This window comes from Streptomyces lienomycini (assembly GCF_027947595.1).
GTDB classification, from domain to species: Bacteria; Actinomycetota; Actinomycetes; order Streptomycetales; family Streptomycetaceae; genus Streptomyces; species Streptomyces lienomycini.
In genome coordinates this window covers 2,331,148-2,345,097 of sequence record NZ_CP116257.1, presented here as the reverse complement: position 1 = coordinate 2,345,097, position 13,950 = coordinate 2,331,148, and the positions used below count along the sequence as shown (strand labels likewise).

Annotated in this window: 10 protein-coding genes and 1 pseudogene; 7 read left to right on the top strand and 4 right to left on the bottom strand. The window is 74.7% G+C overall.

Going from position 1 to position 13,950, the window contains the following annotated elements:
* Window positions 1-36: 36 nt before the first annotated feature.
* The 4 genes from BJ961_RS10640 (at window position 37) to secD (ending at window position 4,768) form a co-directional block, all read left to right on the top strand.
* The gene (locus BJ961_RS10640) at window positions 37-984 is read left to right on the top strand and encodes a HAMP domain-containing sensor histidine kinase (protein WP_271417012.1); all 948 of its coding nucleotides are present in this window, start codon (window positions 37-39) and stop codon (window positions 982-984) included.
* 8 nt (window positions 985-992) lie between these two features.
* Window positions 993-1,772, top strand: coding sequence for a response regulator (locus tag BJ961_RS10635; protein ID WP_271321081.1), 780 nt, complete (start codon window positions 993-995; stop codon window positions 1,770-1,772).
* Window positions 1,773-1,869: 97 nt separating this feature from the next.
* Window positions 1,870-2,256 (top strand): hypothetical protein, encoded by a 387-nt coding sequence (locus BJ961_RS10630; protein ID WP_271321080.1) that lies wholly within the window; start codon window positions 1,870-1,872, stop codon window positions 2,254-2,256.
* A gap of 82 nt (window positions 2,257-2,338) precedes the next feature.
* Entirely contained in the window at window positions 2,339-4,768 is a 2,430-nt protein-coding gene (gene secD, locus BJ961_RS10625; RefSeq protein WP_271321079.1) for a protein translocase subunit SecD, read from the top strand.
* A gap of 22 nt (window positions 4,769-4,790) precedes the next feature.
* Here the strand turns inward: secD and BJ961_RS10620 are convergent, their stop codons facing one another.
* The gene (locus tag BJ961_RS10620) at window positions 4,791-5,651 is read right to left on the bottom strand and encodes a GntR family transcriptional regulator (protein ID WP_271321078.1); all 861 of its coding nucleotides are present in this window, start codon (window positions 5,649-5,651) and stop codon (window positions 4,791-4,793) included.
* 168 nt (window positions 5,652-5,819) lie between these two features.
* On the opposite strand from BJ961_RS10620, the gene BJ961_RS10615 reads away from it, so the two are divergent.
* Window positions 5,820-6,665 (top strand): (2Fe-2S)-binding protein, encoded by an 846-nt coding sequence (locus BJ961_RS10615; RefSeq protein WP_271321077.1) that lies wholly within the window; start codon window positions 5,820-5,822, stop codon window positions 6,663-6,665.
* A gap of 257 nt (window positions 6,666-6,922) precedes the next feature.
* Window positions 6,923-7,987 (top strand): DUF2637 domain-containing protein, encoded by a 1,065-nt coding sequence (locus BJ961_RS10610; RefSeq protein ID WP_271321076.1) that lies wholly within the window; start codon window positions 6,923-6,925, stop codon window positions 7,985-7,987.
* Window positions 7,988-8,032: 45 nt separating this feature from the next.
* Here BJ961_RS10610 and BJ961_RS10605 read toward each other — a convergent pair whose 3' ends face one another.
* The 3 genes and pseudogenes from BJ961_RS10605 to BJ961_RS10595 form a co-directional block, all read right to left on the bottom strand.
* On the bottom strand, window positions 8,033-8,437 hold the full coding sequence (locus BJ961_RS10605) for an ATP-binding protein (protein ID WP_271417011.1): 405 nt from the start codon (window positions 8,435-8,437) through the stop codon (window positions 8,033-8,035).
* 129 nt (window positions 8,438-8,566) lie between these two features.
* Complete coding sequence (locus BJ961_RS10600; RefSeq protein WP_271321075.1) at window positions 8,567-10,309, bottom strand: pyruvate dehydrogenase; 1,743 nt, start codon at window positions 10,307-10,309, stop codon at window positions 8,567-8,569.
* A 28-nt stretch (window positions 10,310-10,337) separates the two neighbouring features.
* Window positions 10,338-11,737, bottom strand: a pseudogene (locus BJ961_RS10595) (protein phosphatase 2C domain-containing protein).
* Between the two features lie 1,205 nt (window positions 11,738-12,942).
* On the opposite strand from BJ961_RS10595, the gene BJ961_RS10590 reads away from it, so the two are divergent.
* The gene (locus BJ961_RS10590) at window positions 12,943-13,926 is read left to right on the top strand and encodes a helix-turn-helix transcriptional regulator (protein ID WP_271321074.1); all 984 of its coding nucleotides are present in this window, start codon (window positions 12,943-12,945) and stop codon (window positions 13,924-13,926) included.
* Window positions 13,927-13,950: the final 24 nt, after the last annotated feature.

Below are 13,950 nucleotides of genomic sequence, written 5' to 3'. Positions count from 1 at the left end.
CCAGTCGACACGTCGCTGAAGGAGGCGTACCCCCCGGTGTCCCTGTTCTGGCGGATCTTCGGGCTCAACGCGGTGGTGCTGGGCTTCGCCACGGCGCTGCTGCTGTGGGCCCCGGTGACCGTTTCCGTGCCGATCCTGCTGACCGAGGCCGTCGTCCTCGTGCTCGGTATGGGCGTCATGCTGGTGGCCAACGGCGCGCTGCTGCGCTGGGGGCTGGCCCCGCTGGGGCGGCTCACCAAGCTGATGACCACCGTCGACCTGCTGCGCCCCGGCCAGCGGCTGCCGATCTCCGGCGGCGGTGAGGTGCCCGAGCTGATCCGCACCTTCAACGCGATGCTGGACCGCCTGGAGGCGGAGCGGGCCACGAGCAGTGCCCGTGTGCTGCTCGCCCAGGAGGCGGAGCGGCGCCGTATCGCCCAGGAGCTGCACGACGAGGTCGGGCAGAGCATGACCGCGATCCTGCTGGTCCTGGGGCGGGCGGCGGACGACGCCGACGAGCCGCTGCGCGAGGAGCTGCACCAGGCGCAGGAGATCACCCGGGAGAGCCTGGACGAGGTCCGCCGCCTGGTGCGCCGGCTGCGGCCCGGGGTCCTGGACGACCTCGGCCTGATCAGCGCGCTGTCCTCGCTGACGCACGACTTCGCCACCCACACCGGTCTGCGGGTGGTGCGCCGGTTCGACGCCGACCTGCCGGTCCTGGACGAGGAGACCGAGCTGGTGCTCTACCGGGTGGCGCAGGAGAGTCTGACCAACGCCGCCCGCCACGCGGACGCCGAGCGGCTGGAGGTGGGTCTGGCCCGCGTCGACGGCGCGGTGACGCTCACCATCGCCGACGACGGCCGCGGCATCGAGGCGGCGCACGAGGGCGCCGGCATCCGCGGCATGCGTGAACGGGCCCTGCTCATCGGGGCCGCCCTCGACATCACGTCGGCGCCCGGCACCGGCACCCGCATCCGGCTCACCGCACCCCTTTCCAGGAAGTAGCCCTGACCATGTCCGACCCGTCCCTGTCCGAACCGGCCGAACCCTCCGCGTACGGCCGGTCCGCCGCCTACGGCACCTCCGCGACGTCCACGGCCTCCGCCGCGTCGGCCGCGTCCGGCGCTCCCCGGTCGTCCGCCCCGGCGAAGATCCGCATCCTGCTCGCCGACGACCACGCCCTGGTACGCCGCGGGGTGCGCCTCATCCTCGACCGGGAGCCGGACCTCGAGGTGGTCGCCGAGGCCGGGGACGGCGCGGAGGCCATCGACATGGCGCGGGCCCACGAGGCCGACCTCGCGGTCCTGGACATCGCGATGCCCCGCCTCACCGGACTGCAGGCGGCCCGCGAACTGGCCGCGCTGAAGCCGGGGCTGCGCATCCTGATGCTGACGATGCACGACAACGAGCAGTACCTGTTCCAGGCGCTGAAGTCGGGTGCCTGCGGCTACGTGCTCAAGTCGGTCGCCGACCGGGACCTGGTCGCCGCCTGCCGGGCCGCGATGCGCGACGAGCCGTTCCTCTACCCGGGCGCGGTGACGGCGCTCATCCGCAACTACCTGGACCGGGTGAGGCACGGCGAGGAGACCTCCGACCACATCCTCACCCCGCGCGAGGAGGAGGTCCTCAAGCTCGTCGCCGAGGGCCACTCCTCGAAGGAGATCGCCGAGATCCTCTTCATCAGCATCAAGACCGTCCAGCGGCACCGGGCGAACCTGCTGCAGAAGCTCGGCCTGCGCGACCGCCTGGAACTGACGCGGTACGCCATCCGCGCCGGGCTCATCGAGCCCTGACCCACCCCACGAACCGCCCGTGGCTCTGGCCGCCCACTCCCCGGCCGGAGCCCCGGGCTCCTCCGGTCCGCCCACACATCACGGAAGGGGACGGCGCATGCGCCAGCGGCTCGCGACCGTGCTGACGACGCTGCTGGCCGTCCTGCTGCCCCTGGTCCCGGCCTGGCCGGCGGCCGGCGCGCACGTCGGCCCCAGCGGCCCCCTCGCGGCCGCCACGGCCACGTCCGTGCCCCACCCGGCCCTCGGCCTCCACGCGGACGACGGCTGCACCCCGGTCTGCGCCGCCCAGCCCCGGGCCCGCCACGATCTGCTGGGCGAACGCCCGACGGCACCGGACCAGCACGCGGCCACCGGAGCGCACGGCGCGGGCCCCGCCCCCGGCGCCCGCCCACGTACCTCGGCCGCGCCCGGCCCGGTGCCGGTCTCCCCCGGCCGCGCGAGCCACGACAGCGGCCGGGCACCGCCCGTCTCCTCCGGCATCTGAGACACCTCACCCCCGACCTCTCACCTTCTTCCGCCGCGGCCGCGCTCGGCCGCCGCCGCGGCGTGCCCGCCGGAGGCCCGTGTTGAAACGCTCCCGTCCCCCTTCCCGTCCTCGTTCCCGTCCGCGCTCGCGCGGGCGGTCCCTGAACGTCCGTGCGCTCGTCGCGCTCGCCGTGCTGGCCGTGTCCGTGGCCATCGCCCTGACCATGCCGGTCCGCCTCGGGCTCGACCTGCGCGGCGGTACCCAGATCGTGCTGGAGACCAGGTCCACCGACACGACCAAGGCCGACCGCGAGGCCACCGACCGCACCGTCGAGGTGCTGCGCGGCCGCATCGACGCCCTCGGTGTCGCCGAACCGACCATCGTCCGCTCCGGCGAGAACCGCGTCGTCGTCGAACTGCCGGGCGTACAGGACCCCAAGAAGGCGGCCGACGTGCTGGGCCGCACCGCGCAGCTCACCGTCCACTCGGTGCTCGGCGCGGCGGAGAACCCGCCCGGCGAGGACGGCGCGGACGGCGCGGTCGCCAAGGACGGCGAACGGGTGCTGCCGGACGAGTCCGGGCAGTCGCTGCGGCTGAAGGACGCCACGCTGACCGGGCAGGACGTCAAGGGCGCCGACGCCCGCTTCGACCAGCAGAACGGCGCCGGGTGGCACGTCACCGTCGACTTCAAGGACGCCGGCGGCGACCGCTGGGCGCAGGTGACGGGCGAGGCGGCCTGTCACCCGGCCGGTGATCCCCAGCGGCGGGTCGCCATCGTGCTCGACGACAAGATCATCTCCTCGCCGCAGGTCGACCCCTCGGTGGCCTGCGGAGCGGGTATCTCCGGCGGCTCCACGCAGATCACCGGGTCCTTCGACGACGCGGAGGCCCGCGAACTGGCCCTGCTCGTCAAGGGCGGCGCCCTGCCCGTGCCGGTCGAGACGATCGAGCAGCGCACCATCGGTGCCACCCTGGGCGACGAGGCCATCTCGGCCGGCGCCTGGGCCGCCGTCATCGGCACCGCGCTGACCGCGCTGTTCATCATCGTCGTCTACCGCCTGATGGGCGCCCTGGCGACCGTGGCCCTGCTCTGCTACGGCCTGATCTCCTACGCCGCCCTGGCCGCCGTCGGCGCGACCCTGACCCTGCCCGGCCTCGCCGGGTTCGTCCTGGCGATCGGCATGGCGGTGGACGCCAACGTCCTCGTCTTCGAACGGGCCCGCGAGGAACAGGCGGCCCGCACCCGCCCGAGCACGCGGTCGGCGCTGACCGCCGGTTTCCGCAGCGCGTTCAGCGCGATCGCCGACTCCAACATCACCACGCTGATCGCCGCGGCCCTGCTGTTCTTCCTGGCGTCGGGGCCCGTCAAGGGCTTCGGTGTCACCCTCGGCATCGGTGTCCTGGCGTCGATGGTCAGCGCCCTGGTGATCACCCGGGTGCTCGCCGAGTTCGCCGCGGGCCGCCCGGCGGTCTTCCGCCGCCCCCGGATCACCGGCATCTCTTCCACCGGTCCGGTCCGCGACGCCCTGCTGCGCCGCGACCCGTTCCTGATGAGCAGGCCGCGCCGCTGGCTGGCGGCCTCGCTGGTCGTCATGGTGGTGGCGGGCTCCGGCATCCTGGTGCGCGGTCTGAACTTCGGCATCGAGTTCACCGGCGGCCGGCTCATCGAGTACTCCACCGCCACCCAGGTCGATCCCGACCGGGCCCGGGACGCCCTCGCCGACGCGGGCTTCCCGCGCGCCGTCGTCCAGTCCTCCGGCGACAGCGACCTCACCGTGCGCACGGAGGAGCTGACCGACGCCGAGGCGGCGACCGTCACGAAGGCCGTCTCCGAACTGGGCGGCGAGACGGAGAAGGTCCGCGACGAGCTGATCGGCCCGAGCCTCGGCGAGGAACTGCGCCGGGACGCCCTGATCGCCCTCGGCCTGGCCCTGGGCGCCCAGTTGCTGTACCTCGCGGCGCGGTTCCGGCTGCTGTTCGGCACCGCCGCGGTCAGTGCGCTCGCCCACGACGTGGTCATCCTGGTCGGCGTGTTCGCCTGGCTGGGCAAGCCGATCGACGGGGTGTTCCTGGCCGCGCTGCTGACCGTGATCGGCTACTCGGTCAACGACTCGGTGGTCCTCTTCGACCGCGTCCGGGAACTGCTGGGCAAGGAGCGCAAGGCACCGTTCGACCGGCTCACCAACGACGCGATCCTGCAGACCCTGCCGCGCACGGTCAACACGGGCATGGGCGCGGTGCTCATCCTGGCCTCGCTGGCGGTCCTGGCCGACGACTCGCTCACCGACTTCGCGCTCGCGCTGCTGATCGGCGTCGGCGTCGGGACGTACTCGTCGGTGTTCACCGCGTCCCCGCTCGCCATCGAGCTGCACGGGCGCGGCGCCGGGTCCCGCTCCGCGCGCGGCAGGAGCCGCGGCGGGGGCGGGCCGCAGAAGGCCGGCGGGAAGGAGAAGGGCGGCAGGACGGAGAAGTCCGGTGGACCGGGCAAGCGGGTCCCGGCCGGGCGCGAGGACCGGCAGGAGGTCCCGTAGCGGCGGCGGCGCCCGCCCCCGCTCAGCGGGACCCGGTGAAGTGCTCCCCCACCAGGTCCCGCACCACGTCCGGGTCGCCGGCGATCAGCGCGTCCAGCAGGGCCGTGTGCTCGTGCGCGTCGGCGACCAGGTCGGCCCGCCCCCGCGCCGAGGGGGCACCGGCCGGCGGCCACTGGGCGCGGCGGTGCACGTCACCGGCGATCCGGACGAGCTGTTCGTTGCCGGCCAGCGCGAGCACCGCGCGGTGGAAGGCGCGGTCGGCCTCGGCGTAGGTGGCCGGGCAGCCGGAGGAGGCGGCCCGGACGGTGGCCTCGGCGAGGGGCCGCAGCCCGGCCCAGCGCTCGGCGGGCACCGTACGGGCCAGCCGGAGCCACACGGGGACCTCGATCAGGGCCCGGACCTCGGCCAGCTCGGCCAGTTCGCCCGCGCCCCGCTCGACGACGCGGAAGCCGCGGTTGGGCACGACCTCGACGGCGCCCTCCAGGGCGAGCTGCTGCATCGCCTCCCGCACCGGGGTGGCGGAGACGCCGAACCGGTCCCCGAGCACGGGCGCCGAGTAGACCTCACCGGGCCGCAGCTCGCCGGTGGTCAGCGCGGAGCGCAGGGCGTCGAGGATCTGCCCGCGGACGGAGGAACGCCGGACGAGGGCACGCGGGCGGGGCGCGGGCGGAGGGGCCGTGGGCGGGTGCGGGGCGGAGGGTTCGCCGTGGGTGTGCTCGCCGCGCGCGGAGCCGTCCGGTTCCCCGGTGTCACGGACCCGGTCCCGGTCCCGGGCCACGTCCGCCGCCCCGGGCTGCGCCGGGATCCGCGCCGCCTCGGCCGCGACGGCCGCACGGACCCGCCCGGTTCCCGTTCCTGCGGCGCCCTGCGCGCTGGGCTTCACGGGTCCTCCTGCGGGACGTGTCGGTACTTGAGGTCATTACGGCGGGTTGTCACCTGTCCGTCAAGCACCCTAAGGGCACGGGCCGTCAGTTCAAATCCGGAGCATTATGGGTAAGGTAAGGCTTACCTTTAAGCAGCCCGTTGTCCTGACGTGGATCGGTGGTCCCGCATGCCTGTCGCCCGCTCGGCCTTCACGGACGCCTACGCGCGCCTGTCCGAGGTCCTTCCGGGGCTGGGCGTCACCGAGCTGGACGCGGCCGAGGAGGCCCCCCGCGGCGGCGGCTGGGTCGCGGCCGACGCGCTCGCCGCGGGCGGCACGGAGCTGGCCGCCTTCCTCGCCTGGGACGAGGCCCAGGTGCTGCGGGACTACGGACAGCGGGCCCGGCCGGACGTGATCGCGAGCTTCGGCCTGCACCGGTACGCGTGGCCGGCCTGCCTGCTCATCACCGTGCCGTGGTTCCTGCACCGCCGGGTGCCCCGCTACCCCGCGACCCACGTGTCCCACGACCGCACGGCCGCCGGATCCCCCCTCGGCCGCATGGCCGTACGCCCCGCGGGCTTCGCCTGCCTCCCCGGCGATCCGGCCGCCGCCCTGCCCGGCGCCCGGGTGGTCGCCGACGAGGAGGCGCTGCGCGCCGAGGTGCGCGCCTCGGTCGCCGAGCACCTGGAGCCGGTCCTGGCCGGATTCGGCCCCCGGATGCGGCGGCGCGGCCGCGCCCTGTGGGGCATGGCGACCGACGAGGTCGTCGAGGGCCTGTGGTACGTCGCCCACCTGCTCGGCGAGCAGGAACGGGCGCGGCACGAGCTGGAGCTGCTGCTGCCGGGCGCGACCAGGCCGTACGTCGGGGACGCGGCGTTCCGCGAGCTGAAGGGGCCGGACGGCGAGCCGCTGCACACCCGGGACCGGGCGAGCTGCTGCATGTTCTACACCCTGCGCCCGGAGGACACCTGCGCCACCTGCCCGCGCACCTGCGACGCCGACCGCGTCGACAAGCTGCTCGCCGCGGCGGGCTGACGGGCCGTCGGCTAAGATCGTCCGCGTTGTTCCACAACTCCCCCACACGTCGCGGGAACTTTCCGTGGAACCACCCGTACGGGTAGTCTTAATCGAACTCAACTCCCGCCCCTCACGCGGCAGTTCGAGCAGAACGCCGCCCTGGGCATCCCCTCTGCACTCCCTTGGCGGCCTCTTGCCCCGAAACCCCCTGAGGGCCGCTGGGTTTGGGCCACCATGGCGGGCGTTACGCCCTATCCCACTGCAAGGGACCCCAGATGAGATTGACCGACATATCGCTGAACTGGCTGCTTCCGGGCGCCGTGCTGCTCCTGGGCATGCTGGCGGCGGTGGCGGTGCTCGCGCGCGGCAAGCGTTCCCCGGGGAAGGACGCGGGCGCGGACGACTCGTGGGAGCGCATGGAGGAGCGCCGCCGGCGCAAGGAGGCCCTCTACGGCACCTTCTCCTACGTCCTGCTCTTCTGCTGTGCCGCGGTCGCCGCGGCGCTGTCCTTCCACGGTCTGGTCGGCTTCGGCGAGCAGAACCTCGGCCTGAGCGACGGCTGGCAGTACCTGGTCCCGTTCGGCCTCGACGGCGCGGCGATGTTCTGCTCCGTCCTCGCGGTGCGCGAGGCCAGCCACGGTGACGCGGCGCTCGGCTCGCGGATACTCGTGTGGGCCTTCGCCTTCGCCGCGGCCTGGTTCAACTGGGTGCACGCGCCGCGCGGCCTGGGCCACGCGGGCGCCCCGCACTTCTTCGCGGGCATGTCCCTGTCGGCGGCGGTGCTGTTCGACCGGGCGCTGAAGCAGACCCGCCGGGCCGCGCTGCGCGAGCAGGGCCTGGTGCCGCGTCCGCTGCCGCAGATCCGCATGGTCCGCTGGCTGCGTGCTCCCAGGGAGACGTACCGCGCCTGGTCGCTGATGCTCCTGGAGGGCGTGCGCAGCCTGGACGAGGCGGTCGAGGAGGTCCGCGACGACCGGCGCCAGAAGGAGGAGAAGAAGCTGCGGCGCCGCGAGCAGGAGCGGCTGGAGCGGGCTCAGCTCAAGGCGATCAGCCGGGGCCACGGCCACCGCGGCTTCCCCGGCCGCGGCGGCCGTCAGGTCGAGGTCGAGGTGCAGCAGGTGGAGCGGGGCTCGGAACGCGCCGCCGCGGAGCCCGCCATATCGACCCCGGAGCAGCTGCCCGCGGCGAGCAGGCGGCCCTCCCTGCAGCCCGTACGCAGGGGGTCTGACCAGATGTCCGTGGAGACCGTGGACCTCACCGCGGAGGACGACACCCAGGCGCTGCCCCGCCTGGACTCCCTGGAGCGCAAGCTCAAGGACCTGGAGCAGCAGTTCGGCTGAGTCACCGTACGGAGCGCGGCCTGAGGCACCGGCACCCCCGGTGCCTCAGGCCGCTTCCGCTCCCGCCTCCGGCTCCGGGGCCGCCCCGAGCTCGAACCAGACCGACTTGCCCCCCTCGTAGGGCCGTACGCCCCAGTCGTCGGCGAGCGAGCGCACCAGGACCAGCCCTCTGCCGTTGGTCCCCTCCGTGTCCGGGGCGCGGGGGGCGGGCAGCCGGCCCGTGAAGTCCCGCACCTCGACCCGCAGCGCGCGCGGCCCGACCGTCGCGGTCAGGACGGCGCCCTCGTCCGTGTGCACGAGGGCGTTGGTGACCAGCTCGCTGGTGAGCAGCTCCGCGACCTCCGACCGACCCGGCCCGCCCCAGTGCCGCAGCAGTTCACGCAGGGCCCGCCGGGCCTCGGGCACCGCCCGCAGGTCCGCCCTGCCCAGCCGCCGCCTGAGTTGTGGCACCGCCCGCTCCTTCGTCTCCCCCGTCTGCGCGCTGATGTCGTACCCCTCCCACTCGAACGTCTTCACGGGGAAGCCTTGCCCGTTCGGACCCCGGCCAGTCATCCGGTTTCGCGGGAGGTGCTCATCCGGTCAGGGCCGCGGCACGTTGCGCAGGTTCGAGCGGGCCATCTGGACCATGCGTCCGACGCCGCCGTCCAGGACGATCTTCGAGGCGGACAGGGCGAAGCCGGTGACCATGTCGGTGCTGATCTTCGGCGGGATGGACAGGGCGTTGGGGTCGGTGACGACGTCGACGAGGGCGGGCCCCTTGTGCTTGAACGCCGCCTTCAGCGCCCCGGCCAGGTCCTTGGGCTTGTCCACCCGTACGCCGAAGACGCCGCAGGCCTCGGCGACGGCGGCGAAGTCGGGGTTCTTGTTGGCCACGCCGTGCGAGGGCAGGCCGGCCACCAGCATCTCCAACTCGACCATGCTGAGGGAGGAGTTGTTGAAGAGGACGACCTTCACCGGCAGGTCGTGCTGGGCGAGGGTGAGGAAGTCGCCCATCAACATGGTGAACCCGCCGTCGCCGGACATCGAGACGACCTGCCGGCGCCGGTCGGTGAACTGGGCGCCGATCGCCATCGGCAGCGCGTTCGCCATCGAGCCGTGGGAGAAGGAACCGATGATGCGGCGGCGGCCGTTGGGCGAGATGTAGCGGGCGGCCCAGACGTTGCACATCCCGGTGTCGACGGTGAACACCGCGTCGTCGTCGGCCAGGTCGTCCAGCACGGCGGCCACGTACTCGGGGTGGATCGGGACGTGCTTGTCGACCTTGCGGGTGTACGCCTTGACGACGCCCTCCAGCGCGTCCGCGTGCTTCTTCAGCATGCGGTCGAGGAAGCGGCGGTTCTTCTTCTCCTTCACCCGCGGGATCAGGCAGCGCAGCGTCTCCCGCGCGTCGCCCCACACCGCGAGGTCCAGCTTGGAGCGCCGGCCCAGGTGCTCGGGCCGGACGTCGATCTGGGCGATCTTCACGTCGTTCGGCAGGAAGGCGTTGTACGGGAAGTCGGTGCCGATCAGGAGCAGCAGGTCGCACTCGTGGGTGGCCTCGTAGGCGGCGCCGTAGCCGAGCAGCCCGCTCATGCCGACGTCGTACGGGTTGTCGTACTGGATGAACTCCTTGCCGCGCAGGGCGTGCCCCACCGGCGCCTTGAGTTTCCCGGCGAACGCCATGACCTCGGCGTGCGCGCCCGCCGTGCCGCTGCCGCAGAACAGGGTGACCCGGTCGGCGTCGTCGATCATCCGCACCAGCCGGTCGATCTCCTCGTCGCCGGGGCGGACGGTGGGCCGGGAGGTGACCAGTGCCGTCTCGGCGGCCCGCTCCGGTGCGGGCTCGTCGGCGATGTCGCCGGGCAGCGAGACGACGCTGACGCCGCCCTGGCCGACGGCGTGCTGGATGGCGGTCTGCAGCAGCCTCGGCATCTGCTTCGGGCTGGAGATCAGCTCGCTGTAGTGGCTGCACTCGCGGAACAGCTGATCGGGGTGGGTCTCCTGGAAGAAGCCCAGGCCGATCTCGCTGGACGGGATCTGCGAAGCGAGGGCGAGGACGGGGGCCATGGAGCGGTGGGCGTCGTAGAGCCCGTTGATGAGGTGGAGGTTGCCGGGACCGCAGGAGCCCGCGCACGCGGCCAGCTTCCCGGTGATCTGCGCCTCCGCCCCGGCGGCGAAGGCGGCGGTCTCCTCGTGCCGGACGTGCACCCATTCGATGCCGGAGTGGCGGCGCACGGCGTCCACGACCGGGTTGAGGCTGTCTCCGACGACTCCGTAGAGGCGTTCGACCCCGGCGCGAGTGAGGATGTCGACGAACTGTTCCGCGACGTTCTGTTTGGCCATGGCTCCAGCTATGCCACAGCGGGCGGCCTCACGCCTCCCAAACGGCGGCGGCCGTACGGTCGTCCGCGTATCCCTTGACCCGTACACCGCTGTCGCCGAGGAACTCGCCGAGGCCGGGCGGGGTGCGGTCCGCCCATCGCCGCGCCAGGAGTTCGCCCAGCTCCGGCTCGCTGAGCAGCGGCTCGGCGAGGCCCGTGGTGCACATCAGCAGCACGTCACCCGGGCGGGCTACGGAGGCCCGGAAGCGGAAGGGTTCGCGCTGCGGCTGGACGGGCGGGCCGTCGTGCGGACCGGGGGCCGCGGTGATGCCGAGGTCCATGGTGAGCCGGTCGCCGTCGGGCGTCTCGCTCGGCGCGTCGTTCACGTCGGGGGGCGTGCCGCCGGGCGGGCGTCGCGGCGCCGACCCGAAGCCGAGCACCGGCTCGCCGGTGACGTCGCCGACGCTCGGCTCCATGTTCCGCCAGGCGCCGTCGCGCAGCCGGAGCAGTCCGCCCGCGCCGACGCCGAAGAAGACCCGGGTGCGGCATCCGGGGTCGGCGGGCAGCAGCAGGCAGCGCAGGGACGCCGCGTACTCGTCCGGGGCGAGGCCCTGTTCGGCGGCGCCGGCGCGGAGCCGGCCGAGGCTGCGGTCGGTGAGGCGGTGCAGGCCGGACTTGAGTTCGCCGCGCCGGGCGGCCCGCAGGTCCTCGGCGAGCCGGGCGTGGCTGCGGCCCACGGCCCGGCCGATCCACCGGCACACCTCGGCCGCCGCCCGGTGCGCTCCGGGGTCGCGCGGACGCCGGTCGCCATCGCCACCAGGACCAGCGCCTGATCCCCGGCGCCGAACCGGGCGACGAGCAGCGCGTCGCGCCGCGGCTCGCCCCGGTAGCGCGCGGAGTCCCCGCGCACGGAGACGGCCCGCAGCGTGCACGTCCCGTACCGGGCGCCGTCGAGCACGGTGTCCGGAACCAGCCCGTCGAGACCGTCCGGGTCGGCGGGCGGCAACGCGGTCGGCTCGGCGTCGTAGGTGGGCGGCCCCGAGCCGACGTGACCGGGCTGCGAGGGGAGGAACGGGGGCGGCAACGGGGGCAGGTCGAACACGGTCCGGGGCGGCGGACCCACGGCGTCCGGCTCGGTGAGATCCGCGGCGCCGGTCCCCGAGGTGGTGAGCCCGCGCGGGCCACCGCGCCGCCCGGCGCTGCGCGGGGGCGCCTGGGACGCTGGGGACGGCGACGGAGGCGAGGGTGGCGGCGGCTGGAGCGGGGGCGGCGGCGCTTCCCCACCGGACGCCGGCCGGTCCGCCGGCTTCGATGTGCCGCCGGGCCACTCGTCCCCCGAGGACCCGGCGCCGACCCCGGGGCTCCTCGACGCCGCGGTGCCGGTCCGAGGCTCCCCGGCGGCACGGCGCGGGACCAGGGCTCCCCGGCGACGGCAGGCTGCCGGGCTCACGCTCCCCGGCAACGGCGGGGCACCGGGCCCCTGGCCCCCCGACGACACGGTGCCGGGCTCACGCTCCCCCGACGACACCGTGCCGCGCCGGGACTCCCCCGGCGGCACGGCATCTGGCCCCCGCTCCCCGGGCGACGCGGCCCGAGACCAAGGCTCCCCCGGCAACGGCAGGCTGCCGGGCTCACGCTCCCCCGGCAACGGCGGGGCACCGGGCCCCTGGCCCCCCGACGACACCGTGCCGGGCTCACGCTCCCCCAACGCCGCCGTGCCGGGCCGGGACTCCCCCGACGACACCGTGCCGCGCCGGGACTCCCCCGGCGGCACGGCATCTGGCCCCCGCTCCCCGGGCGACGCGGCCCGAGACCAAGGCTCCCCCGGCAACGGCAAGGTGCCGGGCCCCTGGCCCCCCGACGACACGGTGCCGGGCTCGCGCTCCCCAACGCCGCCGTGCCGGGCCGGGACTCCCCGGCGGCACGACATCTGGCCCCCGCTCCTCCGGCGACGCGGCGCCCGGCCCCGGCTCCCCGGCGGCACGGTGCCGGGTCGGCCCGGGCCCGGCGGGAAGCTCGCCGGGGCGGGGGTGTCGTGGGCGGGGGTTCCCAGGGGGCCCGGGGCGGGGCGGGTCCGCAGGGGGCGGTGGGGGCGCCGTGCTGCGGGGGCCGGGGACTCCCGGGGGCTTCGCCTGGGCCCACCAGGGGGCCCGGGGTTCGGGTGGGGGCGGCGGCGCGTCCCCGGTGTCGTGGTCCGGTCGGCGGGCCACCGTGCCCGATGCCGAGGCGAAGCGGTCGTCCAGGGAATCGGGCGCGACCGTCGGGCCGGTGTCGTCGGTGGAGCCGTCGTACAGCTGCCCCCACCAGTCGTCCTCAGGACCGGTGGGACCCGTGGGACCGGTGGGACTTCCCCCCTGCTGACTCATGCTCCTGATTGTCCACCGACGGAGCCGGATGGAAATGGGGCATCGGAGAATTCGGGCGGATCGGCGCGCGTCGGGCGGCGTTTCGGGGGACGCGTCGAACGGTTCTACGAGGTGGGGTGGCCGAGCGGTCCCACCCCCCACGGGAGAACCGCCCGGCGACGCCACCTTGGCAGAGTGACCGACGGTACGGCGATGATGTCCCGAGGCGGGTTTGCGCCGTGGCCGTTTTCCGCCACGGGTGTCCGCGCGGCCTGGTGGTGGTCATGGTTCTGGGGAGGGGCGACACCTGATGCTGGGAGTGCTGGGGCTGGAGGACACGCACGAGGCGGCGTACCGGGCGCTGGTGTCCGTGGGCGCGGCCGACGTGCCGGATCTGGCGCGGCGGCTGACGCTGGGCGAGCGGGACACCGAGCGCGCGCTGCGCCGGCTGGAGCAGAACGGGCTCGCCGCCCAGTCCTCGGCCCGCCCCGGACGCTGGGTGGCGGCCCCGCCGGGCGTCGCCCTGGGCGCCCTGCTCACCCAGCAGCGGCACGAGCTGGACCGGGCGGAGCTGGCGGCGGCGCTGCTGGCGGAGGAGTACCGGGCGGCGGCGGCCGAGCCGGCGGTGCACGACCTGGTGGAGGTGGTGACCGGCGCCGCGGCGGTGGCGCAGCGCTTCCTCCAGCTCCAGCTCGGCGCGAGCGAGGAGGTGTGCGCGCTGGTGACGGACAAGCCGGTGGCCGTGACCGGCATGGAGAACGACGCGGAGGAGCAGGCCACCGGGCGCGGCGTCCGCTACCGCGTGGTGGTCGAGCGGTCGGTCCTCGACCTGCCGACCGGCATCACCGAGCTGACCGCCGCCCTGGGCCGCGACGAGCAGGTGCGGGTCGTGGACCGGGTGCCGACCAAGCTGATCGTCGCCGACCGGTCGCTCGCGCTGGTGCCGCTCACCGCGCGCTCCTCGGAGCCGGCCGCGCTGGTCGTGCACGCCAGCGGCCTGCTGGAGCTGCTGTCGGGGCTGTTCGAGGCGGTGTGGCGGGAGGGCCTCCCACTGCGCCTGGGCGCCTCCGGCGTGAGCGAACACGGCCGGGACGCCCCCGACGCCACCGACCTGGAGATCCTCTCCCTGCTGCTCGCCGGGCTGACCGACGCGAGCGTCGCCAAACAGCTCGACCTGGGCCTGCGGACCGTGCAGCGGCGGGTGAAGCGCCTGATGGAGCTGACCGGTGTCACGACCCGCCTCCAACTGGGCTGGCACGCCTACGAGCGGGACTGGGTGGCCAGAACCCACTGACCGGCCACCGTCCACCACGGCGGA

Bases quoted from the DNA above. Each gene is read 5' to 3' on its own strand.
- BJ961_RS10635 (WP_271321081.1), top strand. From the start codon at position 993: ATGTCCGACCCGTCCCTGTCCGAACCGGCCGAACCCTCCGCGTACGGC.
- BJ961_RS10630 (WP_271321080.1), top strand. From the start codon at position 1,870: ATGCGCCAGCGGCTCGCGACCGTGCTGACGACGCTGCTGGCCGTCCTG.
- BJ961_RS10615 (WP_271321077.1), top strand. From the start codon at position 5,820: ATGCCTGTCGCCCGCTCGGCCTTCACGGACGCCTACGCGCGCCTGTCC.
- BJ961_RS10610 (WP_271321076.1), top strand. From the start codon at position 6,923: ATGAGATTGACCGACATATCGCTGAACTGGCTGCTTCCGGGCGCCGTG.
- BJ961_RS10600 (WP_271321075.1), bottom strand. From the start codon at position 10,309: ATGGCCAAACAGAACGTCGCGGAACAGTTCGTCGACATCCTCACTCGC.
- BJ961_RS10590 (WP_271321074.1), top strand. From the start codon at position 12,943: ATGCTGGGAGTGCTGGGGCTGGAGGACACGCACGAGGCGGCGTACCGG.